17 protein-coding genes are annotated in these 25,365 nt (G+C 42.2%); 9 read left to right on the top strand and 8 right to left on the bottom strand.

Features of this window, described 5'->3' with window-relative positions:
* Positions 1-38: 38 nt before the first annotated feature.
* Positions 39-2,720: a bifunctional acetate--CoA ligase family protein/GNAT family N-acetyltransferase gene (locus ELZ11_RS11245; protein ID WP_137357495.1), complete on the top strand. Its 2,682-nt coding sequence runs from the start codon at positions 39-41 to the stop codon at positions 2,718-2,720.
* Here ELZ11_RS11245 and ELZ11_RS11240 read toward each other — a convergent pair whose 3' ends face one another.
* Positions 2,721-3,608 carry a LysR family transcriptional regulator gene (locus ELZ11_RS11240; protein ID WP_137357494.1) on the bottom strand — a complete coding sequence of 296 codons (888 nt, stop codon included), beginning with the start codon at positions 3,606-3,608 and terminating at the stop codon, positions 2,721-2,723. It lies immediately after the preceding gene.
* A 243-nt stretch (positions 3,609-3,851) separates the two neighbouring features.
* Between ELZ11_RS11240 and ELZ11_RS11235 the strand changes: the two genes are divergently transcribed.
* A complete protein-coding gene (locus ELZ11_RS11235; protein WP_137357493.1) occupies positions 3,852-5,981 on the top strand; it encodes a TonB-dependent hemoglobin/transferrin/lactoferrin family receptor in 2,130 nt (709 codons plus the stop codon).
* Between the two features lie 323 nt (positions 5,982-6,304).
* Here the strand turns inward: ELZ11_RS11235 and galE are convergent, their stop codons facing one another.
* From galE to ELZ11_RS11215, 4 genes are read right to left on the bottom strand one after another with little or no spacing between them, the layout of a single operon-like run.
* Entirely contained in the window at positions 6,305-7,318 is a 1,014-nt protein-coding gene (galE, locus tag ELZ11_RS11230) for a UDP-glucose 4-epimerase GalE (protein ID WP_137357492.1), read from the bottom strand.
* Positions 7,319-7,371: 53 nt separating this feature from the next.
* Complete coding sequence (locus ELZ11_RS11225) at positions 7,372-9,378, bottom strand: sensor domain-containing diguanylate cyclase (protein ID WP_137357491.1); 2,007 nt, start codon at positions 9,376-9,378, stop codon at positions 7,372-7,374.
* Positions 9,378-9,893 carry a YfiR family protein gene (locus ELZ11_RS11220; protein WP_137357490.1) on the bottom strand — a complete coding sequence of 172 codons (516 nt, stop codon included), beginning with the start codon at positions 9,891-9,893 and terminating at the stop codon, positions 9,378-9,380. The genes ELZ11_RS11225 and ELZ11_RS11220 overlap by 1 nt, the downstream gene beginning before the upstream one ends.
* Positions 9,883-11,922 (bottom strand): TonB-dependent receptor plug domain-containing protein, encoded by a 2,040-nt coding sequence (locus ELZ11_RS11215; RefSeq protein WP_244291645.1) that lies wholly within the window; start codon positions 11,920-11,922, stop codon positions 9,883-9,885. Before ELZ11_RS11215 ends, ELZ11_RS11220 begins: the two co-directional genes overlap by 11 nt.
* A 166-nt stretch (positions 11,923-12,088) precedes the next feature.
* Here ELZ11_RS11215 and ELZ11_RS11210 point away from each other — a divergent pair, with 166 nt between their 5' ends.
* Genes ELZ11_RS11210 through ELZ11_RS11200 form a run of 3 tightly spaced genes read left to right on the top strand, consistent with a single transcriptional unit; the run spans position 12,089 to position 14,524 of the window.
* The gene (locus ELZ11_RS11210) at positions 12,089-12,832 is read left to right on the top strand and encodes a 5-oxoprolinase subunit PxpA (protein ID WP_137357489.1); all 744 of its coding nucleotides are present in this window, start codon (positions 12,089-12,091) and stop codon (positions 12,830-12,832) included.
* 37 nt (positions 12,833-12,869) lie between these two features.
* A complete protein-coding gene (locus ELZ11_RS11205; RefSeq protein ID WP_137357488.1) occupies positions 12,870-13,583 on the top strand; it encodes a 5-oxoprolinase subunit B family protein in 714 nt (237 codons plus the stop codon).
* Positions 13,580-14,524: a 5-oxoprolinase subunit C family protein gene (locus ELZ11_RS11200; protein WP_137357487.1), complete on the top strand. Its 945-nt coding sequence runs from the start codon at positions 13,580-13,582 to the stop codon at positions 14,522-14,524. Before ELZ11_RS11205 ends, ELZ11_RS11200 begins: the two co-directional genes overlap by 4 nt.
* 71 nt (positions 14,525-14,595) lie before the next feature.
* Here ELZ11_RS11200 and ELZ11_RS11195 read toward each other — a convergent pair whose 3' ends face one another.
* The 3 genes from ELZ11_RS11195 to ELZ11_RS11185 all read right to left on the bottom strand — a co-directional run bounded on the left by ELZ11_RS11195 (position 14,596) and on the right by ELZ11_RS11185 (position 19,469).
* Positions 14,596-16,062, bottom strand: a complete 1,467-nt coding sequence (locus ELZ11_RS11195; RefSeq protein ID WP_137357486.1) for an FAD-dependent oxidoreductase — start codon at positions 16,060-16,062, stop codon at positions 14,596-14,598.
* Positions 16,063-16,357: 295 nt separating this feature from the next.
* Complete coding sequence (locus ELZ11_RS11190) at positions 16,358-18,793, bottom strand: ABC transporter permease (protein ID WP_137357485.1); 2,436 nt, start codon at positions 18,791-18,793, stop codon at positions 16,358-16,360.
* A 1-nt stretch (position 18,794) separates the two neighbouring features.
* Positions 18,795-19,469: an ABC transporter ATP-binding protein gene (locus tag ELZ11_RS11185; RefSeq protein ID WP_137357484.1), complete on the bottom strand. Its 675-nt coding sequence runs from the start codon at positions 19,467-19,469 to the stop codon at positions 18,795-18,797.
* Here ELZ11_RS11185 and ELZ11_RS11180 point away from each other — a divergent pair.
* From ELZ11_RS11180 to ELZ11_RS11165, 4 genes are all read left to right on the top strand, one after another.
* Positions 19,468-20,073, top strand: a complete 606-nt coding sequence (locus tag ELZ11_RS11180; RefSeq protein WP_137357483.1) for an arylesterase — start codon at positions 19,468-19,470, stop codon at positions 20,071-20,073. The genes ELZ11_RS11185 and ELZ11_RS11180 overlap by 2 nt on opposite strands.
* A gap of 81 nt (positions 20,074-20,154) precedes the next feature.
* On the top strand, positions 20,155-21,354 hold the full coding sequence (fabV, locus tag ELZ11_RS11175; protein WP_137357482.1) for an enoyl-ACP reductase FabV: 1,200 nt from the start codon (positions 20,155-20,157) through the stop codon (positions 21,352-21,354).
* Between the two features lie 179 nt (positions 21,355-21,533).
* On the top strand, positions 21,534-23,447 hold the full coding sequence (locus ELZ11_RS11170) for a sensor domain-containing phosphodiesterase (protein WP_137357481.1): 1,914 nt from the start codon (positions 21,534-21,536) through the stop codon (positions 23,445-23,447).
* A gap of 84 nt (positions 23,448-23,531) precedes the next feature.
* Complete coding sequence (locus tag ELZ11_RS11165; protein ID WP_137357480.1) at positions 23,532-25,187, top strand: ABC-ATPase domain-containing protein; 1,656 nt, start codon at positions 23,532-23,534, stop codon at positions 25,185-25,187.
* Positions 25,188-25,365: the final 178 nt, after the last annotated feature.

The raw sequence follows: 25,365 nt of genomic DNA, 5'->3' as shown, positions 1-25,365 counted from the left end.
AGGTTAGGATACGGCTATCAGTATTAAAAGGTAATCTTATGAACTATTTGGACTCTCTATTTAAGCCTAAATCAATCGCGGTTGTCGGCGCGTCTCAAAAAGAGTTTCGTGCTGGTTATATCGTAATGAATAATCTTCTACACGGTGAGTTCACTGGCGCTATTATGCCTGTTACCCCTAAATACTCCTCTGTATCTGGTGTGTTGGCTTACAAAAATGTCGATGCCCTTCCTATTGTTCCTGATTTGGCAATTCTCTGTACTCATGCTTCAAGAAATGTCGAGATTTTCCAAAGTATTGCGGCTAAAGGAATTTCAGCGGTCGTTATTTTGTCTTCCGATATGCATCAATATGGGAATAACGACCTGCCGATAATCGAAGAGTGCCAAGCGATTGCCAAGGCACACAATATCCGCATTCTTGGCCCAAACAGTTTAGGGATTATCTTACCTTGGATTGGACTCAATGCGTCGTTTTCACCAGTCGGCGCATTGAAAGGAAAAATCGCATTTTTGTCTCAATCAGCGGCTGTATGTACCACTATCCTGGATTGGGCAAACGACAAAAGCATTGGTTTTTCGGCGTATATATCGATTGGAAACGCCTGTGACATAGGCTTTTCTGAACTACTTGATTACTTAAGTCGTGACTCACACACCGAAGCTATTCTTCTCTATGTGGATACTATAAAAGATGCGAGACGATTTATTTCTGCAGCACGAGCGGCATCGCGAAACAAACGTATTTTGGTTTTAAAAGGTGGGCGAACTGCTCGTGGAAGAGCAGCGGCAATGGCTCACAATGGTGGCAATGATACGCTTGATATAATTTACGATTCGGCAATTCGAAGAAGTGGGATGTTGCGAGTAAAAAATATGCACGAATTGTTTGCGGCGGTTGAGACACTGACCCACTCTGTGCCGCTACGCGGAGAACGATTAGCGATAATTACAAACGGCGGTGGCCCGGCAATCATGGCTGTCGACACCTTGTTCGAGCGTGGCGGAAAACTTGCAGATTTATCTGATGAGACATACGCAAAACTTAACAGAGTGCTACCAGAAAGTTGGTCCCATAGTAATCCGATTGACATAGTCGGTGATGCTAGCCAACAGCGCTACGTTGATGTACTAAATATCTTACTAGATGGCGATGAAGCTGATGCCATTTTGATTATGCATAGCCCATCAGCTGTCGCGCAGTCAAAAGAAACGGCTGAGCGAATAATACAAACTATTAAGGCACACCCTCGCCAAAAACGTTTTAACATTCTCACTAATTGGTCTGGGGAACTAACCGCTAAACCTGCTCGTCAATTGTTTACACAGGCGGGAATTCCAACCTATCGAACACCTGAAAGTTCGGTCGTCGCTTTCATGCACTTAGTGGAGTACCGACGCAATCAACGCCAGCTAATGGAAACGCCGACAACAGCAGAAAAAGTACACGTAGAAGACCTCGTGGACGCAAAGAATTGGATTGCCCAGCAATTACTGGACGAAAACACAGTAAGTCTAGATACCCACCAAACGAGACATCTTTTTAATAGTTTTGGATTAGAGCTGCTACCAACTTGGATCGCCTCTGACCCTAGCGAAGCCGTTCATATTGCCGAGAAAATCGGATATCCAGTTGCGGTTAAGTTGCGCTCTCCGGATATTGCGCATAAGTCCGATGTGCAAGGTGTGATGCTAAATCTGCGTAATAGCCAAGAAGTAGCCAGTGCTGCCCAGGCAATTTTGGATCGTTCACAACTCTCCTATCCTACAGCGCATATCCATGGCTTGTTAGTTCAAGGAATGGCGAAACTCGCAGGAGGCCAAGAGTTAAGAATTAAGGTGACAACCGATTCGACTTTTGGGCCAGTAATTCTCCTAGGTCAAGGTGGTTCTGAATGGGATGAGTGTAGAGATGCTGCAGCCGCACTTCCCCCACTTAACACGACGCTAGCTCGCTACTTGGTCATACGAGCAATAAAGAGTGAAAAAGTTCGCTTACAAAAGTTGCCAAGCCCTATCGATATCGACGGGTTATCTGAGTTCTTAGTCCGAATATCACAGATGGTTGTAGATTGCCCTCAAATACACGAACTGGATATTCATCCACTACTCGTTAATGGCAACAGTTTTACCATTTTGGATGCCGATATTGTTTTAAAGTCCTACCATGGTGATGCTCAAGAACGCCTCGCGATAAGACCTTATCCTGTTGAATTGGAAGAAACCCATCAAATTAAAGATGGTAGCGAGATATTGTTGCGTCCGATTCTTCCTGAGGATGAACCATTACACTCCGATTTTATTCAAAACGTTTCGAAAGAAGATCTTTATAAGCGCTTTTTCAGTGATGTTGGAGAGTTTAATCATGAAGCATTAGCTAACTTTACTCAGATCGATTTTGATAGAGAAATTGCTTTTGTTGCGGTACGTGAAGAGCTCGGTGAAGACGCGATCATTGGCGTTTCTCGAGCTTTGATTAATCCCGAAAATACCGATGCTGAATTCGCAATCTTGATTCGCTCTGATCTTAAAGGTGTAGGCTTGGGAAGGATTTTAATGAATAAAATTATTGACTACTGTCGTAACAAAAACACCGAGCAGATATCTGGTATGACGATGCCGACTAACCGAGGGATGCTGACGCTTGCACAAAAACTTGGTTTTGTAGTCGACGTCAGCTTCGAGGATGGAACCGCTGATATGGTTCTCCGACTAACCTAGCTACTGCATCAGCCAGTTCTTTTTCAAATATTGAATACACCAAGATTTGGCGTCTCCAATTTTGTTTCGGCGCCAAACCAGAACAATATCGATACTTTGCTGCTCGGTGCCTGTGATTTGTTTCAGTTTGCCTGATTCGATTAAAGGTTCAGCAATCGTTGTTGGTAAAGTACCAATACCAAGCCCATTTATTAGCGCATCGACTTTTGCATGGAAGTTGGTGACTGTTAGCCTTGGTTGTTTTTCCAAAATGTTCACTGTGATTGCAGGCTGATCTCGCGCCGTGTCTGCAATCGCTATGACCCTGTAACTTTCTCTGGCTTTCTGGTCAAAGTCCCCTGTTCGCTTATGAACATAATGATCCGTTGCAGCGACCCATGTCATTGTAATATGACCTATTGTGTCACTTTTAACGTCATTTGGTAATGTTTCAGGTTTAGGACACACTAATAAATCTGCTCGATCTGCTGCTAACGCTTCCCAACATCCTGCAAGGATCTCTTCTTGTAGCCTAACGCGAGTTTTACTGATTTTTCCAAGCTCTTCTACGAGTGGAAAAAAGTTATCAACTGGGATAATTCCATCAAATGCGATGGTTAAGTCGAGCTCCCAGCCATTAGCAAGAATCGTAGCTTCAGTGACCAAGCGCTCCGAAGCCGCAAGAATCATTCTACCTTGTTCCAAAATTAGTCTTCCGGCATCAGTAAAGTTTGCTTTGTGGCCTGAACGGTCAAAGATCATGATATCAAGATCTTGCTCAAGTTTTTGTATTTGGTAACTCAACGAGGAAGGTGCTCGATCGAGTTCATTTGCGGCTGAAGCAAAACTCCCCCTGCGATCAATAGCATCTAAAATATGAAGCGCTTCTAAGGTTATTGGACTTTGCAAACCATATCCCTCTCGGTTATTTAATGAGATCTTTATCACAATAATTAATTCAACATTGAACTAATTATAATTAATTTAGAAAATATAACTAATTGTTTTTATAAGATTTCTTATCAATGCGACATGAAACATGAAGCTATAATAAAAAATAAAACCTAATGATAACGATAGTAATTATCATTTGTATCCAATAGAATGGCATCCGCTCAAGTTACCTACTATGGATTTTAAGGTTAAATAAAAATGTATAAGAAGTCTCTTTTATCAGCATCTATCATTGTAGCAATGACTACACCAGCGATAGCTGAAGAATATGCGTTATTTGATGAAGTCGTAGTTTCTTCAACTCGTACGAGCCAGCAACTTGAAGACGTTGCGGCATCAGTATCTGTGATTAACGACAAAGATATCGAATCAAAAATGATGACTAGCGTCGAAGATCTCTTCAGATATACGCCAGGCGTCACGGTTACGACAAACTCTAGACAAGGCATCCAAGGAATAAATATCCGTGGAATGGAAGGTAACCGTGTCAAAGTTATAGTTGATGGTGTTTCTCAAACTAACCAATTTACACCTAGTGGAACTCAATCATATAACTTCATCAACTCTTCTCGTGTAGATGTTGACACTGACCTACTTAAGTCTGTTGAAATCGTAAAAGGAGCGGCTTCCTCTTTATATGGCTCAGATGCTATTGGCGGTATCGCTGCATTTGAAACGAAAGATCCTAGTGATTTTTTGGATGGTCGAGATTTCGGTGGTCATGCTAAATTTAACTTTTCATCTGCAGACAATACATTTAGCGAATCAGTTGCACTAGCAAATCGTATCGGCGATCTGGAAACGCTAGTTACATACACTCGTCGTGACGGCGAAAATATAGAAAACTTCGGTAGCCCTGAAGAGCAAGATACTCAAAATAACAATTTGCTCGTTAAGCTTCAGTATCAACTCAATGATCAACACCGCCTTGAATTTACAGGTAACTTTATTGAGAATTCTGGCGATTCAAACTTAGAAAGTGCGAGCTACACCGATTATACTGGTGAAGATACAACTAGCCAGCAACAAGTCGGAATTAAGCATATTTGGGATGCAAACCTGTCATTCGCTGACGCAATCACTTGGCAAGCGGACTGGTTGGCGAAAGAAGAAAATGGAGTTACAAATCGTACTTCAAATGGGGGAGCGTTCCTACCCCCTGCCGGTAACGTACAGCGTAAAGATTACATATATTCAGATAAAGGCTACCAATTAGACATCCAATTGGATAAGTTCTTTACGACTGGTAATGTTGAACATTACTTTATTTATGGCGCAGCATATTCAGATAAAGATATAAAAAATGTCAACAATGAGTACAACTCAATAAGTGCTGACCAGGTTATATTCTATATCCCTTCGGCTTCGGAACGAAAGTACGGGGTGTTCGCTCAAAACGAAATGACGATTGGTAATTGGATGATTACTCCGGGTGTGCGTTTTGACGGATTTGAAACAGATCCAGGAGACACAAGCCAAAACCCAAGTGGTAATCCAGCTAGTGACTATGCGAAATACTCCGACTCTGCTGTCACTGGTCGTCTAGGTACCACGTATACAATTAACGATGAAAACAAGATTTTTGCTCAGATCAGCCAAGGTTTCCGCGCACCTGACTTCCAGGAGCTATATTATTCATTTGGTAACCCTAATCACGGTTACGTTAATGCTCCTAATCCGGATTTAGAAGCCGAAGAAAGTATCTCGTATGAGTTAGGTTGGCGTCACAATACGACGGTATCTTCTAGTGAAATTGCTGTTTTCTACAGTGACTACAATAACTTCATAGATAGTCAGCCCGTTGGAGGCAGTGGTACCCCACTTGACCCAACTATTAATCAAAGCATTAATATAGATGAAGCGGTAATTAAAGGTGTCGAAGCATCGAATACTTTATCTTGGAACAGATTTTTGCCAATTCAGGGCGTAAGCTCGCGCTTCGCTGCTGCTTATACAGAAGGTGAAGACGGAAAAGGAAACCCATTAAATACAGTTAACCCTTGGAATGCCGTGATTAGTCTAAATTATGATTCACCTAATAAGCCTTGGGGCACGTCTGTTGATGTGAATTATACTGCGAAGAAGCGTTCAAGCGATATTGATAGTAGTGGCCTAACTGATCCGATTCTTGAAAATTCTGCTGCAACAGTTGTTGATTTGACTGCTTACTATATGCCAATCAAAGATTTAACACTTCGCGCTGGTATCTTTAACGTAACTGATGAAGAGTATTATGAATGGAATGACGTTCGAGGCTTCTCTGAAGAAAATAAAGATTACACGCAACCAGGACGTAACTGGTCGGTAACTGCAAAGTACGAGTTTTAATATCATTCAATACAAGAAAAGCCAGCGAATCGCTGGCTTTTTATTTCACTTTGAAAATGAACAAAAAAGGAAAAGTGAAATTACTTGTTTGTCATTTCTTTCTTTACCATAACTGCAGACGCTACGATAAAAGCAATGATAAGACCAAGTTCCATGACGACCCCGAAGAAAGTTAACATTTGGATGAATAAAAACATGCGTAGTCTAACATGATTAATTTCAAATGATACTTTTTAACCAATTTTTTACTTTTTTTTGGGTTTAGATCAAAAAAGGCACCTTAATGTGCCTTTTATCAAGTTTAATACGAAAGAATGGCCAGATTAGTCAGGGAAACCATCCGGATTCATTGATTGCCAGCGCCAAGTATCTTCTGTCATTTCTTCTAGCGTTCTAGTGGCTTTCCAACCTAGTTCTTCCTGCGCTTTTGCCGGGTCAGCCCAGCATTCTGCAATGTCACCAGGTCTACGTTCTACTAATTTGTAAGGCACCGGTTTACCGCTTGCTTTTTCAAACGCATTAACCATTTCTAGTACGCTGTATCCGTTACCAGTACCGAGGTTATAAATATGTAAACCAGACTTTTGACCTACTTTCTTTAAAGCTGCAACATGACCATCAGATAAGTCCATCACATGTATATAGTCACGAACCCCAGTACCATCTTTCGTTGGGTAGTTGTCACCAAATACTGAAAGAAATTCTCTGCGGCCAACGGCTACTTGTGAGACAAACGGCATCAAATTGTTTGGAATGCCTTGCGGGTCTTCGCCTAACTCACCAGTTGGGTGCGATCCTACCGGGTTAAAATAGCGTAGTAACGTAATACTCCAATCAGGGTTGGCATTCTGGAAGTCAGTCAAACATTCTTCGACCATTAATTTACTACGGCCGTAGGGGTTTGTTGCACTAGTTGGAAAGTCTTCAGTGATAGGGACGCTTGCTGGGTCGCCGTAAACTGTAGCCGAAGAGCTAAAGACTAAAGTCTTGACTTCAGCCTCTCGCATCGCGTCAACTAAAACTAGCGTGCCGTTCACGTTGTTGTCGTAGTATTCCAATGGTTTTTGTACAGACTCACCGACCGCTTTCAGCCCAGCGAAATGTATTACCGCCTTAATGTCGTTTTCTTGTAGAACACGAATCAATAATTCACGGTTGCGTATGTCGCCTTGGATGAACTTAGGTTTAGTTGATGTGACTTTTTCAATACGCTCTAAAACGCTTGATTTACTGTTATATAAGTTGTCAAAAATGACAGGGGTCATGCCCGCGTGAATCATTTGAATACAAGTATGACTGCCTATATAGCCCATACCACCTGTAACTAATACGTTCATTTTTAAGCCTTTTGAATCAATAACTAACTAAACTATAGCGACTATACAATAACTTACACAGTTTCAGGGTGATTATTTTCAAACTTGTTGGCATGCCTGAAAAAAACGAACTGGCCTTTACCTTGTTTTTTCGCCTGGTACATGGCTTCGTCCGCTTCTTGTAATATGGTATCGAGATCTCGTGCACTATCAGCAACAAAATTGATACCAATACTTGCCCCTACGTAAAGCTCTCGATCTCGATACGTTATCGTTTTTTGGATTGAGTCTAGTAAACGCGCGGCAAGCGCGGAAATCATATTCTTATCGGCTGGCTGAATCACCAGGACGAATTCATCCCCAGATAATCGAGCGACTAAATCCCCTACTCTTACTTGATTTAATAAACGACTTGATACCTGTTTTAGTACTTCGTCACCAGCGTCATGACCATAAGTATCATTAACTGCTTTAAAGCCGTCCAAATCTAAATAGATCACAGCAAATGGACTGCTTGAATAATGACTCGAAGAGAGCACCTCATCTAGGAACCGATAGAGTTGCGCTCTGTTTGCCAACCCAGTGAGCGCATCATGGTGAGCCATATGCTCTAAACGTTCCATTTCTTTCACATTAGATAGGTCAGATAGAATCAGCACCATGTCAAATTTGTGTTTGTGTTCATCGGTAGCAATTCTGTTTACTTTGACAAACATAGGAATTAGGTGCCCCGCTTTGTGTTGCTCCCACACTTCACCTTGCCATTGCCCGTAATTCTTAATGGATTCAACGATAGTTGGCATTAATGACGCAAACTGACGCCATTCAAATACTTCAAAAGGTGTTTTTCCAACTAATTCATCGATATCAAAACCGAGTAACTGGCTAACTGCAGGGTTAACCATGGTAATTCGGCTTTTTGAATTAAGGACAATTAAACCGTCTTTGCTGTTTTCAAATACTCCAGCCGCTAGCTTTTGGCGACTCATCGCGGCTTCGATTTCGGTTACATCCTGAATTGCAAAAAGGGTTTGCCCCTGTTTGGACAGGCCACGAGTACTGATTTGGAGTTGCTGTTTATTACCAAAAACGTTTTGGGTTTCAAGAAGATGATCATTTAGATCAACCTTGGACTCTAATGCGGATTGGATTTGTGGGTTTTCAGTACTATTGAGCAATACCCGGATCTTTAAGCCTTCTAGATAGGCTGCGGTACAGTGGAATATTTCGCGCGTAGCCGCGTTTGCGTGAATGATATTGCCTTTATCATCGGTAACAACCAATGCGTGTTGTACCGTCTCCACCACTTCATTCGCAAACGATTTTTCTTGTTCTAGTTTGTCTAGTGTGAAAAAGACCTGCTTTTCTCGCTGTTCTAAACGTTGAAGCATGGTGTTAAACGCATTAACTAAATCGCCTATTTCATCGTGCGAACGAGCTGCAAGAGTTGGTACTTTCCCTCGCCTTTCAACAAATGCTTGCATTGCTTCATTGAGTGAAAATACAGGCTCTATGATGAATCGTTGAACTAATTTATACAGAAGAGAACCCAGGACAACCAATAGCCCTAAATAAATCGCGCCATTTTTAATGATGGTAAACAGGATGTTTTTAAAGCTTTTCGTTGAAATCGTAACTCTTAAATAAGCGATGTTTTCACCTTCTAAGGTGACCGGCACAAGTAGAAATATATGTTCACTTGCGATAGCAAACTTCTTATCTAAAATGGCTTCACGTTCAACTTGGTTTGGAACGGGAGGGTTCACGCCTTCTTGCCGATATATGGCAAATAATTGTTGTTCGAGGTCATACAGCTTAACTCGGACGATATCTTTATCTGCGCTAAATGCAGATAGAATTTCATTAGCTGAATCTGAATCATCAAATAGGATTGCCGCTTGAAGGTTGTAAGCCACACCTTTCGCTAATACTTTAACTCGTTGAACTAGGTTCTGTTTTTCTCGCTCATACGTGACAGTGTAATTTAGAAACTGGGTTGCAAAAAATGTAAGGCCAATAAACAGAAGTATTGGGAGCAACAGTTTGTTCTTGAGGGATAAATGACGAAGTGGTGACTGCATTAGTAACCCTCCACGACAGCGATGCGTAACAAATTAGAGCCGATAGTATAATTACCTAAGTGTGCGTTTTCTAAATTAATTTTTGGTTTTATTTTATTAGAGACAGTTTGAAGTTCAATAACACCACCATATTTTGAAAACTCTTTTTTATCGCTAATCGTTAACCGATGAAGAGTGTCTCCTGTCATCATATCTTTAGCGTCTTTTTGTGCGATAAAAACGATATCACAGCTCTTAGATATCTTTAATTGGCCCAGTTGAAGTGGCATGCTTCGAATCGTTTTTCCTTCAATAATTGACCCAAGTACTTTCTTAATTTTTGGCGCACCTTCTACGCAGAAAGTAAGAGTTTGCTTAGTGTCTTCATTATCCCAACGTACGAAATTTGCGATTCTGAAGATATACACCGCTTTAATTTGGAAAGGTTTAAAGTTCGCCCCAGCGACGTTCGGAGAAAACAGTAGTAAGGCAGAAAAGATCGCAGTGACCCAGCGAGAGCTAGACTTAAAACTCATGCGAAACCCTTACATAAACAGATTCTTCATTCGAACTTTTGCTGGTGGACCAATCGGTTTGGTTACCATCATGTTGACCTATGTTCTCTACTATCATTTCAAATAACGGCGCGGATTCATTCTTTTTCCAAGCAACGCGAGCATCAAACGCAAGGTTAGGATCGATGTCGCCATAAACCGCTTCATAGGAAGCCATATCTGAATAGGTAACGTTATGGTATTTGCCTAGTATATCGAGCTGAATTGAATCTGTTACGTTCCACATAAGTTGAATCGTACCAACATGTTCTTGGTCAATGCCATACAGTTGGCTATCGGAGCTTAAATTATTCGGGTTTTCTTCTTGGGTGCCTTCTGATTCAAGGTAAGCGTATGAAAGATAGCCAGTAATGGTTTCTGATATCAGGTAATGGCTTCCAACTTCAACCCCCTGTGTTTTTACTGAGTAATTATCATCGATGGTCGATTCCCACATATAAGGAGATTCACTTGAATAGGCTCCGCCTTCAATGGAGCGAGCATTATAGTACTTACTAATGAATACTGTTGCGTCTAGCTCATACCCTATTCCCGAAGCCAAGCGATAGCCCACTTCTCCTGTTATTACACTTTCATTGCCTAATGAATCGGAACCTAAAGTTGTAGTATAGAAATATCCCCAATCATCACTGTAATGTGTCGAAAAATATGTCGAATTACTGTCCATGTATGAAGGTGATACAACAGACCGACTTACACCAGTCCAAAATGAGTGGTGATCATCTAATTGATACATTGCTCTCGCTTGAGGTGATAGTTCCAGCGAAGAATTCTGTTCGAAATATTCAACTTTTACACCAAGTGTTGTGCTGAATTGTTCGGTCCACTGGTACTGAGATTGTACATAAGTGTTAACAATGACATCATTGGCTTCTTTTATATCGTAAGCACGGCGATACCACTCCATTTGATGTAAATCGATATCGTTCATTTGGCTTGAACTGAAATCAAGTGCCATGTATCGAATACCACCACCGACTACAAGTTGATGTTTATCGTTTATTCGATGATTAACGGTAGAGTCTAAATCTACGGTGGTGTAATTTCCTGGAGCGTCTGGTGCGTTATCTTCAGCATTCTCGGCCCAAAAGGAGTATGCAAGTGTTGTATTTTCATCAATATCAAGACGGCTATTAAACTGTACATAAGTAGATTGGCTTTCTATATCAAAATTATCTTCCACATAATCTGTAGCGACACCGTTCGTATCATAGACAAATGTTCCCCAATCTTGGTGGTAAGAGGTACGTAATCCACCAAACCTTAGTACCCAGTTATGTTGTTCATTTTCAATGACTACCCCAGCGGATTCATTGCTCCATACTGTAGAGCCACTATTGTTGAACCTTGGTTCTTGCTTGTGCTTATAGTAAGCACGGCCGTATATATCTTCGTTTAAATGAACACCGTGACGAACGCTCAATTCAAAGTTATCCGAGCCGGATGTAAGGCCAGATACGTATGTGCCTTGAGTATCTTTAGCTGACTTGGTAATAATGTTGATGACACCATTTACAGTATTACCACCCCAAATCGCTCCTCCAGGGCCTTTCAGTACCTCAATTCGTTCTATGTCCGCTAAGATGTAGTCGACGTTAGTCCAATAGGTACCACCGTACACGGGGCTAAACAAACTGCGCCCATCCATCATTACTAGCATTTTGTTGTACAAACCGTCATGAAAACCACGTGTAGAAACAAACCATTCAGTTTCACTAAACTTAGTGACTTTTAACCCAGGTACGAGCATGAGCGCTTCAGCTAGCGTTCTTACGCCACTACGTTGAATTCGTTCATTGGAAAGTACATAAACAGAGGAAGGAATATCGGTCAGTTTTTGTGTCGTTTTTGTCGCGGTATTCATCTCAATATCGAGCATTGAAAGTTCTTCCAAACTCATCGACATTAATAGATCTACAGTCGCGTCATGGGCTTGGAGTGAGGCTGAAGAGCAACAAGTCATCGCGACTAACAGTGGAGGTAGTTTCATGAAGTATTCAGTTTGCCAGAGATATTGACCATTTAATCAACGGCCTAGTATAAACAAAATGGCATTCCTTTAATTTTTTATGAGTTAAATAGAGACAACGATCACTGTTTATTACTAATATTTATAAGAATGTCTTAATTTACAGAAGCTAACGGAAAAATAGCAAGTGACGAGCACAAGAATTCAGCTTAACTGCGACATGGGTGAAAGTTTTGGTAAATGGAAGATGGGCGAAGACGAGCTTGTCATGCCCTGGGTGGATATGGCCAATATAGCATGTGGTTTTCACGCGTCTGACCCCCACGTTATGGCAAAAACCATTCAATTGGCTAAGCACTACAATACGAAAATCGGTGCCCACCCTGGTTATCTAGACTTGCAAGGTTTTGGGCGTCGCTCTATCCCGCATATTCCCCAACAAATATCTGAGTTGGTGACCTATCAAGTTGGCGCGTTGCAAGCAATGGCTCGCCATCAGAACGCCTATGTCGATTTCGTTAAGCCCCACGGAGCTTTATATAATGACATGATGGCGGATATTAATATTTATCGTGCGATCATCGAATCTGTTGCCATGTTTAATGTTCCACTGATGATCCTAGCGACTAATGATAATCAAGAATATCTTGATATCGCTGATGACTACGATGTCCCGCTGTTATTTGAAGCGTTTGCAGATAGAGCCTATTTAAGCAATGGTAAACTTGCTCCGAGAAATCTTGATAATTCGGTTCTTACCCACGCAGACGATATATACAATCAAGTGATGCAACTAGCGAACTTTGGAAGCGTGACTGCTATCGACGGGACTATATTAAAAATTGAAGCCGATACGGTTTGTGTTCACGGTGATAATCCACAATCTATCGCGTTGATCCAAAAGATCAGCCAAACCCTTAATAACAGTTAGTGATCTGCTTAAATAATAAAAGGCGAATGGAGTCGCGATGAATAAAGAAAGATTCTCAATTGAACCAATAGCGGAATGCAGTATTCTTTTACGGTTTTTAGCCGAAGTTAACGCAGAGAATTCTATGCTGATCGGGGCGTTAGCAACGGATATTCGTAAGCGATTTGGCGCGATGATAATGAATGTCACACCTTCTTATAATTCTATTTTGGTCGATTACCTGCCATATAGAATTAACGAAAGCAGTTTTGTATCTCAACTACGTCAGCTTTCCCATGAATTTTCATTTAACTCTCAATCGCACTCAGTAAAAACAACAACGTTACCCGCATATTACTCACGCGAGACTGCGCTTGATTTTAGTCGTTTTGAAACTAAGGGTATAAATCTAGATGAGCTGATTGAAATCCACACGTCTCAAACTTACAGCGTGAGTGCAATTGGCTTTTCACCTGGCTTTGCTTTTTTATCCGATGTAAGTGACAAGATTTCAATGCCTCGACTCACCACACCAAGGCTTTCCGTGCCAAAAGGCAGTATAGGCATAGCAGATTCAAAAACAGCAGTTTACCCATCACAGTCTCCTGCAGGTTGGAATATCATAGGTAATTGCCCTATTCCGCTTTTTGATTTGACTAGAGCCAACCAGCATTCAGCAGATTCGATCTCTGTTTTCTCCATTGGAGATTCAGTTAAGTTTGAAGCGATAGATTACCCCACATATTTGGCGTTGGGAGGCGAAGAGTTATGACTCATCCAAACAATGTCAGCCTCACTGTTATCAAGCCAGGTCAACTTAGTTTAATTCAAGACTTTGGACGTTTTGGACTGAGTCATTTAGGGATAACACAAGGCGGCCCAGTCGATGACTACGCCTATAGCTGGGCAAATCATCTATTGGGTAATTCCGTTAATCAGTCAGTCATCGAAATTACCTTAGGTCAAGTTGCGATACGAATTGACCACCAGTGCGAACTGGCAATTTGTGGTGGAGATCTTGGCGCAAAACTTGATGATGTGCCAATTGCGAATTGGAGTACCTTTTCGGCCCAAAAGCATCAGATTTTGACATTCGGGTTACCCAAGAATGGCTTAAGAGCTTATTTAGCAGTAAAAGGTGGTTTTAATGTACCGCTAACGCTAGGCAGCGCTTCGACTGTGGTTCGTGATGAGTTAGGTGGTGCGAACCAAGGCAGTTCACTAACCAGTGATCAAAAGCTATTATTTAACGCACATTCAATCGGTGCAACGCATAAACCTCTCAGGCTGACGTTTCGCTTTAAACCCGATTATAACCTCCCTTTAAAATTAAGAGTCATCGAGTCTTACCAATGTGGGGAGTTTTCAACTGACGATAAATCCCAGTTTTACGGTTCTGAATTTAACGTTGATCAGCATGCGAATCGAATGGGTTATCGCTTGAATGGGCCTTCAATCACCCCACCTTCGAAGAGTATGTTATCCGAAGGCATCGCCCTAGGAGCCATTCAAATTCCTGATGATGGTCAGCCGATCATTTTGCTTAATGACAGACAAACAATAGGCGGCTATCCAAAACTGGGGTGCGTGGCTAGGATTGATTTACCTAGATTAGCCCAAGCAAAACCAGGCCAAAAGGTTCGATTTGTTAAAGGTGATCGGCAAGGTCTTCAAGATGTGTGGTGTCAGTGGGCAAACTTCTTCGGCTATTAGGCCTAGTGGTTTCGTTTATCTAAACGGGAAAAGCGAATTACTTAGCAGTAATTCGCTTTTTAATTTATGAGCTATAAAGAGTGAGGTTGACCAGAAACCTTAGCCAGTGCGTTCGGGTAACCTCTATCATCGGTAAGTGATATAGCGAGATCTTCGACTTCGGATAATTCAAGTGACATTGTCACTGAATGTGTTACTTCAATATCATCAAGGTCATACTCTGAGGGCTTTTCTGGCATCTCGAACCATTGATGTCTTATCTTACTGGCCGCTTCTAATGCGGACGAAGCCTTAACCATTTCGATTCTAGCGTATCGTTCGCCGCAAAAGGAAACATCGGCGGCTCTTAAGCTAGGATCAGAACCGGGGATTTGTTGCGCTCCAAAGAGTGGTTTCCCCCCTACTTTCGCCATTTCAAATTGAGGAACAAATTGAGCCATATGCTGAATAGCGGCATTAGTTCTTTCCTCTAACTGTTCAGTCGTCCAGCCAGATACGATCTTTTTTATTAAGCGTTGAGGTAGTTTAGGTTGTGACGACACATCACAAGATGCAACCAAGCCATCTTCAAACAACGTGATGCCTTCGGTCATACCGTGCAATTGGAAATAGCCATCTGCGTAAGGAGTCAATTGTGCCATGCCCTGTGGTGTGCCACGTGGACCGTGAAAGATGACTTCAGGCCATTCGTCATTGTTTTCTGGCCACTGGGTGACATACGCAGCCTTAAATTCAACTAAGCGCTGCTGCTGTGACCCTACGATGTCGTCGACAATGCCCGTTTCGAAGCCGCTGGCATTAATTAAATAGTCACACGTGAGCTCTTCAAGTTGATTCTGTTGGTTACGGTATTGGAGTTGCCATTGCCCTCGCTCTTGGCTTACCGATATCAATTTCGAGTGCGTTAAGACTTGGCAATTAGGTAACTGTTCTAAAGCGAGTTGAGCGGTAGCAGACAGACGAAATACGCTCAGTCCGTATTCTTGAACCATGACAACAGGATATTTGAGTGTTTCTAAGTCTGTATGCTTTGCAAAAGGAATACACCAATCATCAAGCGTTTTAGGCTGCTTAGGCTGTGATCTAGTCGCTAAGTTAAGCAAATCCAGTTTATCGTACAGTTTGTAATACTCTTCAGGTGAACCCAAAACTTGGTTTCTTGCATCTTGAGCGATCAAATGTCGGTATGCGTCAGTAATGATTTTCAGTCTAGGTAATAGTTCCTGTGGAGAACCACTATCTGAATGAGGAACCGCAATGATAGTTGGGCGGATATTCAATGAGTGAGGGAACAAACGAACAGTATCGATTGACTGCCTTAGAAGCTCTAAACATTGTTGCTCAGAAATATCACGATACAGGTTACCGCCAGCATGTAAATGACAAATTGGTGGCCCATTAACCAAACTTGGCCCCTTTTCCAGGAGCGTAACTTGGTAACCGAGCTCACTAAAGTGAATGGCTGCGGTTGAACCGGCTATTCCTCCACCGATAATTGCGATAGATGGTTGAATTTTATCCGTTTGTTTAGTTGTCATTGCTTTCTATGGAAGTAACTTTAGCTGTGAGTATTCTACTGTTGAATCACAACGATTTAAATCACATTTTTTTCAAGGTCTTAGATTATTACTGCTAAGACCAGATAAAAAAAATTCATTTTTTTTCTTGACTCAATACGCCTATTTTAATTTTGAAAGTGGGAAAACCATCGCCAGTTTGTTCAAAGTTACGCCGAATAAAGCCTGGCGAGGAACTCCCCTTATTTCACTAATGAGTTATCCCTAAAGTTATCCACCGTTTTTGTGGATAACTGTTGATAACGTTTGTTATAGGTTACGCGAAGTCTTTATTTACAGGGACTAACAGCTTTTTCAGCAAGCTGTTTACAACGGCCGCTAAAGTCGCAAAAGTTAGGATTGGTAACACTATCCACAGTGTTGGATGCAGTGTCGAGCCTAGTTCGAAACCAAAGTTCATAACACCCGCGACACTGATTTCGGCACCTAAGCTTGCTATACAACCCGCAACGATCGCCATCAGTCCGTATTCGCTCCAAATCGTATTTAGTATGCGCTTTTTACTTGCACCCAATGTTCGGTACAAACGGATTTCTTGCTGGCGCTGAGATAGGCTTAGTCTTAACAGTGTGAAAATGAGCAGTAAACCAGCCACAACGCCTAGCGCCGCTAATACCGTAATCGACCATACGATTTGCTGTAGCAATTGCTGGATTTTGTCGCCCATTTTACGAATATCCATTAAGCTGACAGTCGGATGGTTACGCGACAAATCATTGAGCAACTGATTATGCTGATCATCAACTCTAAAGCTTACAAGCCAAGTGGATGGAATACTGCTCAATACATCTGGGCTAAATATGAAATAAAAGTTCGGCTTCATGTCACGCCATTCTACGTGGCGAATGGTATTAACCGTTGCCGTGACAGTTTGGCTGTTAATTGTAAAAGTCAGCTCATCACCGATTCTTATCCCTAACTCTGTTGCCACTTCTTCTTCAACCGATACGCCATTTTGAGGCTGCCATGTACCTTCAAGTACGTCGTTATAGTCAGGAAGTGTTTCTCCCCAGGTAAAGTTGATCTCTCTCCTTAAAGCATCTGTGTTGCTGGTATCTTTGGCATATTCATTCGCTTCCACGCCATTGATAGATGATAAGCGCCCTCTTATGATCGGGTAAGCTTGTGAGCGTTCGATGTTTTCTGTATCGAGCGTTTGTAAGTACGAGTCTTTTTCATACGTCGCAATATTTAAGGCGAAAGCGTTCGGTGCATTTTCCGGCAGAGTCTGTTGCCAGTCGGTCAGTAGATCAGTTCGAACTAACCAAATGATTGAAAGCAGCATCAAAGACAGCGATAACGCACCAAACTGAATACCAGTTGCAAATGGAGAGCGATTAATACGGCTTAGCGCAAGTCGCATTGATGTTGATACTGGTAGTTTTGCGATACCACGAAGCAGAAGCATACTGACTAGGGCTAATACGGCGAACAGTAATGCGATTCCTCCAATCACAATCCAAACCAGTAGGTTATCACCGTACATTAAAAGCATTGGAATAACCGGTACCAGGAGCAGTAAGTATTTCGCCTTACTTTCTTGGTTTTGGTGGCCACTTTGAATCACACTGGCGGCCGATGTATGAACTAAACCTATAAGAGGGATACCCAATGCCGGAATGCCGATTAAAACACTAGATAGAATCGACATTAACGCTGGCTGTATACCGTAAGAAGGTAACGGCGTAGGAAGTAGTTCGCCCAAAGGTATACGGAGCAACACCTCTAAACCGATGCCAATCGCAACACCAAACACTGCCGCAATGCTTACTAGTAGTAATACTTGTACTGATAGCCAACGAATTATCCAGCGTTTGCTCGCGCCTAAGCTTTTAAGCATTGCAATGGTTTTACGACGACTAGCGACATAATGCTGGCAAGTAAGCACAAGTGTTGTTGCCGCCATGATCACAACGATAGCCACAGTCAGTGATAAATATTGAGTCGTACGCTCAAACATTTCGTTGGTTCGGCTCGCTGAATCCTGATCACGCCAGCGGTCACTCGGTGTTAATTCGAGTTGGTCTTTAATGGTTTGGATTTCACTGTCACTACCCGCTAAAAACAACCTAAACTGAACGCGGCTACCAAGTTGAATGGCACCGGTTTTGTCTACGTCGCTTTTATGAATTAAGACCGATGGCATTTGTTGGAAAGGGTTGAAGCTCAAGCCTGGCTCTTGGCTAATACGACCTGAAACGGTAAAGTCTGCGTCTCCAATAGTGACATTGTCACCGATTGACACTTCCAACTGAGAAAAGATACGTTCGTCTAACCAAAGCTGACCAGAAGATACCTGGTGAACGCTTTCAACGTCGTTGGTCAGCTCCATATCGCCTAGAAGAGGATAAGCATCATCTACCGCCTTTACAGTAATTAGCTGCATGCTTTTGTCACTGAACGCCATCGTTTGAAAACGTGTTAACTCCGAACGCGCTAAGTTAGATTGATTGGTTAGATTCAGTAATGTGTCCGGCAACGGGTTAGCGGATATAAAAACGCTATCTGCGGTTAAAGCGTCTTTACCCTGTTTAACGATCACCTGCTCCATTCGCTCTGCCAGTGCTGATAATGCGAAAACACAAGCGATAATTAAAGTTAGCGCGATCGAAACTGGCCACAGCTGACCATGACGAATTTCTTCGATACTCCAGGAAAGCAGTCGCTTATTTAGTCCATTAGTAGATTTCAATTTACGACTCCTTCAAGTGACCAGACTGCATCGTCAGTGTACGTTGGCATCGTTCTGCCAATTTGGAGTCATGAGTGACCAAAACAAGCGTTGTACCGTGCTGAGTATTCAATTCAAAAAGCAGCTCTACAATTTTCGCCGCAGTTTGTTGATCTAAGTTACCTGTTGGCTCGTCAGCGAACAGAATTTTTGGCTTGATCATAAAGGCGCGAGCTAGCGCGACACGTTGCTGTTCGCCCCCAGAGAGTTGGGATGGTAAGTGGTCAACACGATCCTTGAGCCCTACCGATTCAAGCAGAGATTTGGCTCGCTCGATGTCTTCATCTTCACCCTTTAATAAGCAAGGTAAAGTAACATTCTGTAAAGCCGACAAACTCGGAATTAGCAGAAAGCTTTGGAATACAAAACCGACAGATTCACTTCGAATGGCGGCTCGGTCTTCATCGTCCAACTGCGAAAGCGCTTTTCCAAGTAGGCTAATTTCGCCGCTTGTTGGAACGTCTAATCCTGCAAGCAAAGTCATTAATGTGGACTTACCTGCCCCTGATGTACCGACAATTGCGACTGTCTCGCCTTCTAAAATGTTGAGGTCGACGTTTTCGAGGATTGTTAATTGTTCCTGATTAGTAGAAACTAGTTTGGTAACAGATTCAGCTTTTATTATGGATGTATGCATGACGCGACTGATTTCCTTTTTATTTATATTCGTTATTTCTACTAATGTTTTTGCCCAAAGCTCTACCTTGTTAGTCCTCGGCGACAGCTTAAGCGCTGGCTACAACATGGATATCAAGCAAAGTTGGCCAACTCTACTGCCATCATCACTTGAACAACATGGAAAAAGTGTAAAAGTTATCAATGGCAGTATCTCTGGCGATACCACAGGTAATGGCTTAGCTAGGCTTCCTCAACTGCTCCAAGAGCACACACCTGATGTCGTTCTCATTGAACTAGGTGCAAATGACGGATTAAGAGGCTTCCCACCTAATGTGATCGAAGGCAACCTAAAACAAATCATTCAGCAGGTGGAAGAATCCGGTGCTAATGCAGTACTTATGCAAATACGTATACCGCCAAACTATGGAAAACGCTATAACCAGATGTTTGAAAGTGTCTTTACTTCAACATCAGACCAGACAAACACGCCAATAATTCCTTTCTTTTTAGAACACATCATTTTAAAAGAGGAATGGATGATGAAAGATGGTCTACATCCGAAACCGGCCGCCCAACCTTGGATTGCTGACTTCGTGGCTGAAAAATTATACCAATATCTTTAGATTTTGCGTGTCTAGCTCAATAAAGTTTACAAAGCTTTACGTTAACCTGAGTGCATATCCTCGACACTTGTAAGGTTATTTATGCTCATTGAACCTGTAATTAAAGGGGTGGTTGCAAAAAATGCCCATCCCCTAGGCTGCCAAGAAGCGGTTAAACAACAAATCCAATACGTAAAGACAGCCAACCCTATTAAACAAGGCCCAAAACGTGTTCTCATTATTGGTGCTTCTTCTGGATTCGGGCTCGCCGCGAGGATTGCTTTAACATTTGGTGGAGCAGAAGCCGATACAATTGGAGTTTCCTTTGAGCGTGGACCTAGTGAAAAATCGATAGGTAGCGCAGGCTGGTACAACAATATTTTCTTCAAACAAGAGGCTGAAAAAGAGCAACGACAAGCGATTAATATAGTTGGTGATGCTTTTTCTACTCAAACGAGAGAACAAGTTGTCGAGGCTATCGAAACATATTTTGAAGGTGAAGTTGATCTTGTCATTTATAGCCTCGCTGCAGGGATTAGGCCAAAGCCAGGCTCTGAAGAATTTTGGCGATCGGCGATAAAGCCGATCGGGCAAAGTGTTTCTGGTTCGACTATTTCACTTGAACACGATCGCTGGTGTGAAACTACCATTGAACCAGCAACTGTCGATGAAGAGCTCGCAACCCTAAAAGTCATGGGAGGAGAAGACTGGGAAAGTTGGATCGATACTCTAATCAACGCTGAATCAATCGCTGATGGCTGTAAGACTATCGCTTTCTCTTATGTTGGGCCACAAGCCACCCACCCTATTTATCTCGATGGAACCCTTGGCCGCGCAAAAATAGATCTACATCAAACGAGTCATTCCCTTAATCTAAAACTCGCCAACTTCAATGGCAACGCCTATGCAACGGTGTGTAAAGCTTTAGTGACAAAAGCGAGCGTATTCATCCCTGCGTTATCACCCTACATCTTAGCTCTCTATAAAATCATGAAGCAAAGTGGCACGCACGAAGGATGTATAGAGCAAATGCAGCGCCTCTTTAGTACTAAATTGTATGGTCAAAAATTAGTACCTTTGGATGGTGAACGCTTATTAAGAATGGACGAACACGAACTTGATCCTGAAACTCAACACCACGTTTCTGAGCTGTTAGAAGCGATGAATTCAGACAATTTTACTGTGATTGGGGATTATGACGGATTCAAAAAGGAGTTTATGCAACTAAATGGATTTGACTTGTCGACCATAGATTACAGTGATCCAATAGATATTGATAATTTTATAAAGTTAACCCCTTGATGTTGAAGCGGTCTCAGTAATGAGATCCCTGTCAAACTCTAAGAGCCCTTGTTAAATTGCAAGGGCTTTTTTTGATTTCCTTTCTTATACTAAATTTAGGTTGAACAACGTCGTCATTACATCTTACGCAGCTATTAACACAGGAAGTGTTTTCATCGCGTGACGGAATGAGAGCTTATATGACAAAAATTAATACAATAGAACTAGAAATCCCTCTGGATATGAAAGAAGGATGGCAAAATATTGTCGATCTTCTTGCCCAAATAACAGAGGTCCCAGCAGCGCTAGTGATGCGGATCCATACCGAATCGATAGAGGTTTTTTCTAGTAGCCAGTCTGACTCTAACCCATACGCTGAAGGTGATTCTGAAGGTTTGGGGAATGGGTTGTATTGTGAGTCGGTGATTGAAAACAAAAGTAGACTCATTGTACCGGACGCCCTTTCGGATAAGGATTGGGATCACAACCCAGACATCAAACTTGGGATGGTGTCTTATTGCGGAATCCCATTACTTTGGCCAAATGGCGAACCATTTGGCACAATTTGTATACTAGATAACAAAGAAAATCACTACACACCAACCTACATCAAACTACTCGAAAGCTTTCGTGTTTCAATTGAGTCTCAGCTTACTACTTTGTTTCAACACGCCAAATTAGTTCAGCTTAACAACGAACTGAAAAATCGTGTTCATACTCGAACCAAAGATCTCGCCAGCCTAAACTATTCATTGAATCAAGAAATTGATAAACGCAAAGCAGCAGAACAAAAAATTTCTTACCAAAAAAGCCACGACCTCGGCACTGGGTTCCTAAATCGAAACGCATTTGAAAGCCAGTTGAATCACATGTTGCTGCCTTCTCAAACCAAATCCCAGCAACATATTGCGGTCATCCATATTGGCTTTACTAACGGTAGACGAATTCAATCACGCTATGGTTATCAAGCACTTGATAAAGTACTTATAGAATACAGAGAGCGCTTAGGTTGCATTGATGATATTGAAGTTGTAACAGGTAGACCAACTTCCGTTGATTTAGCGATCGCTTTTAGTTCCAATGATCTTCAACATCGTTTAGACGAATTATGCCATCGGTTGGTTGAAATCGGCCATTCAGAATTCACCATTGGTAAAGACATGGTTCATCTCCATGCGTTTATTGGGATTGCAGTAAGCCATGTTGGGCAAGAAGCTGCATCACTTCTTCAAAACGCCAGTGAAGCGATGATTGCATGTAAAGATTCAGGGCAAAAGTACGCTTACTATTCCCAGTCTCACACGGAAAATCAAAGCCATATCAACCAACTAGAAAGTTATTTACTGCAAGCGGTTCGTAACGACGATTTAATGCTCTACTTCCAACCAAAGGTGTGTCCGGTAACTCATAAATGGATTGGTGCCGAAGCACTGCTTCGTTGGAGGCACCCGGTTTTGGGAGATATCTCAAACGAAACGCTCATTCATATGGCTGAGCAAAATGGTTTAATCTTTGAAGTGGGAAGCTTTGTGCTTCGCGCTGCAATAGAAAAAGCCAAAGAATGGTCGAAGTACGTGGAAGACTTCAAAATGGCGGTGAATGTTTCCGCCGTTCAGCTTAAAAACGCTCAGTTTTCTGAGCAAGTCACCCACTTGCTTGAAACTTATCATTTACCACCGCACTTCCTTGAACTAGAAGTTACAGAGAGCGGTTTGATTGCTGATGAAGTGGTGGCGAAGAATACGTTGGAGTCACTACATGAAATTGGCGTTACATTGTCACTGGATGACTTCGGTACTGGCTACGCTTCATTTAGTTATCTCAAAAAATTTCCGTTCGATTTCATCAAAGTGGATAAAAGTTTCATAGACCAAATGCATAAATCCGATGATGACGTAGAAATCGTTCGTTCCATTATTCAGATTGCTAAGAAGCTTGATCTTAAAGTTGTCATTGAGGGGATTGAATCTGAGTTTCAAGAGCGCTTTATCATCGAAGAAGGTTGCGAAGTTGGACAAGGCTATTTGTATGGAAAACCTATGCCAGGACAAGAGTTTGAGCACAGCTTAATCAATCAAAACTACTTAGGAACGGCACAATATGCCTTCCCATAGAAATTAGTACTAGTTTCTCTTTACTCTATAGGTGGCGGTTTCTATAATCGCCGCCTTTCTCTTTTATAATAGGCACACTTCGTTATGGATCAGTTGACTGCAAAGCTGAAGAAGCTAGAAAAACAGAACTACCGCGCATATCAACAAATTAAAGGTCAATACGACTTCGGTGATTTTGAATTGCATGTCGATCACATTCAAGGTGACCCATACGCCTCAGCTTCTCGTTTCCGTGCGACTCGCGCTTGGTCGTTAACAGGATTGGAATGGCTAAAAGGGAAATCGCAGGCTTACCAAGTTGCTGCTCGTGATTTTATTGCACGTAGCTTTGCAGAATTTGCCAAGCAAGAAGCAACGGTTTCTATCGCACTTACAGGCCAAACTGTATTAGATAATACGGCAGTCGTATTCACCGAGCACGGTATCGAAATTCGCTTTCGTATTAACTTACCCGCTGATGGGCGCAATATCCTAGCGAAGAAAGCGATCAACATTATTACTTTCTACCTTCCTAAGTTTATCCGTCGTGCGACTTTAGAAAGAGAACTTGATTTTGATGCATTGGTTCAACACTGTCAGGTGGTTGAAGACCAAGAAGCGCTACGCAAGCAATTAGATGAGCATAACTTAGCTGCATTCGTTGCGAATGGCAGTGTACTTCCACGTATTGCGGGTAACTGTGATTTACCAATGAAAGACGCTGTGCCTTTTGAAGCGCCACAATCCTTAACTGTTGCACTAAAAACACCAAACCAAGGTGAAGTGAAAGGTATGGGTATTCCGAAAGGCATCACTCTCATTGTCGGTGGTGGCTTTCACGGTAAATCAACACTACTAAACGCCGTTGAGCGCTCTATTTACAATCACATTCCTGGTGACGGCCGTGAGGGTATTGTAACTAACCAGCAAGCAATGAAGATTCGTGCAGAAGATGGCCGCTGTGTTCATCATTTAAACCTGTCTAACTACATTAACCACTTGCCTATGGGTAAAGATACTAGCGACTTTACGACGCAAGACGCTTCAGGTTCTACTTCTCAAGCGGCTTGGCTACAAGAATCTATCGAAGCCGGCGCACAGACATTATTGATTGATGAAGATACCTCAGCAACAAACTTTATGATTCGTGATGAACGTATGCAAGCATTGGTTTCTAAGGGTGATGAGCCGATTACTCCGTTGGTTGATCGCATTGGCCAATTACGAGACACCATGGAAATCTCCACATTAGTTGTTATGGGCGGTTCTGGTGATTACCTAGATGTGGCTGATACCGTTATCCAAATGCACGATTACCAAGCGGTAGACGTAACAGATAAAGCGAAAGAAGTCATTAAACAGCACCCTACTCAACGTTCTAATGAGTGCGAAAGCGAACTAGCGTCTTTTGTACCACGCTCATTTAACCGTGCCGCACTAATGAATATTCTTACCGATGGTAAGTTCCGTGTTTCAGCGAAAGGCAAAGACTCACTGCGTTTTGGTAAAGAGTTCGCTGATTTAAGTGCCCTTGAGCAATTAGAGTCGGCGTCAGAAGTGAATGCGATTGGTTGGGCTTGGTTCCAGTTTGCACAGTTACCAGGTTGGTCTTCAAATCCAGCTAAAGAGTTCGACTCGTTGCTTACTGAAGAGTGGCATGCAAATATGCCAAATTACGGTGATCTAGCGAAGCCTCGTACTCTAGATGTAATGGCTGCTCTAAACCGAATGCGAAAATCTCAATTTAAAGCATCAAATTAATATTTCTGCATTACACGTGAAAAAGGCCTAGCTTTCAAGCTGGGCTTTTTTTATGCCCCCCATATTCGATGAACTCATCTGCTGGATTCGCTAAATATGGCCGCATGAGGATACTGACACAATATTTACAAAACGCAGACTAAATTCAGATAAAGTTCGCCTTTCTCTGGATGTAACT

The sequence above is a fragment of the Vibrio profundi genome (assembly GCF_005281835.1).
GTDB classification, from domain to species: Bacteria; Pseudomonadota; Gammaproteobacteria; order Enterobacterales; family Vibrionaceae; genus Vibrio; species Vibrio profundi.
Note: the sequence above shows the minus strand (reverse complement) of the source record. Positions and strands in the feature narration are given on the sequence as shown.

What these genes read in the sequence shown, in the direction of transcription:
- fabV (WP_137357482.1), top strand. Translation starts at nt 20,155, where the DNA reads ATGCTCATTGAACCTGTAATTAAAGGGGTGGTTGCAAAAAATGCCCAT.
- ELZ11_RS11225 (WP_137357491.1), bottom strand. Translation starts at nt 9,378, where the DNA reads ATGCAGTCACCACTTCGTCATTTATCCCTCAAGAACAAACTGTTGCTC.
- ELZ11_RS11220 (WP_137357490.1), bottom strand. Translation starts at nt 9,893, where the DNA reads ATGAGTTTTAAGTCTAGCTCTCGCTGGGTCACTGCGATCTTTTCTGCC.
- ELZ11_RS11235 (WP_137357493.1), top strand. Translation starts at nt 3,852, where the DNA reads ATGTATAAGAAGTCTCTTTTATCAGCATCTATCATTGTAGCAATGACT.
- ELZ11_RS11215 (WP_244291645.1), bottom strand. Translation starts at nt 11,922, where the DNA reads ATGAAACTACCTCCACTGTTAGTCGCGATGACTTGTTGCTCTTCAGCC.
- ELZ11_RS11245 (WP_137357495.1), top strand. Translation starts at nt 39, where the DNA reads ATGAACTATTTGGACTCTCTATTTAAGCCTAAATCAATCGCGGTTGTC.
- galE (WP_137357492.1), bottom strand. Translation starts at nt 7,318, where the DNA reads ATGAACGTATTAGTTACAGGTGGTATGGGCTATATAGGCAGTCATACT.
- ELZ11_RS11200 (WP_137357487.1), top strand. Translation starts at nt 13,580, where the DNA reads ATGACTCATCCAAACAATGTCAGCCTCACTGTTATCAAGCCAGGTCAA.
- ELZ11_RS11165 (WP_137357480.1), top strand. Translation starts at nt 23,532, where the DNA reads ATGGATCAGTTGACTGCAAAGCTGAAGAAGCTAGAAAAACAGAACTAC.
- ELZ11_RS11170 (WP_137357481.1), top strand. Translation starts at nt 21,534, where the DNA reads ATGACAAAAATTAATACAATAGAACTAGAAATCCCTCTGGATATGAAA.
- ELZ11_RS11180 (WP_137357483.1), top strand. Translation starts at nt 19,468, where the DNA reads ATGACGCGACTGATTTCCTTTTTATTTATATTCGTTATTTCTACTAAT.
- ELZ11_RS11205 (WP_137357488.1), top strand. Translation starts at nt 12,870, where the DNA reads ATGAATAAAGAAAGATTCTCAATTGAACCAATAGCGGAATGCAGTATT.
- ELZ11_RS11185 (WP_137357484.1), bottom strand. Translation starts at nt 19,469, where the DNA reads ATGCATACATCCATAATAAAAGCTGAATCTGTTACCAAACTAGTTTCT.
- ELZ11_RS11195 (WP_137357486.1), bottom strand. Translation starts at nt 16,062, where the DNA reads ATGACAACTAAACAAACGGATAAAATTCAACCATCTATCGCAATTATC.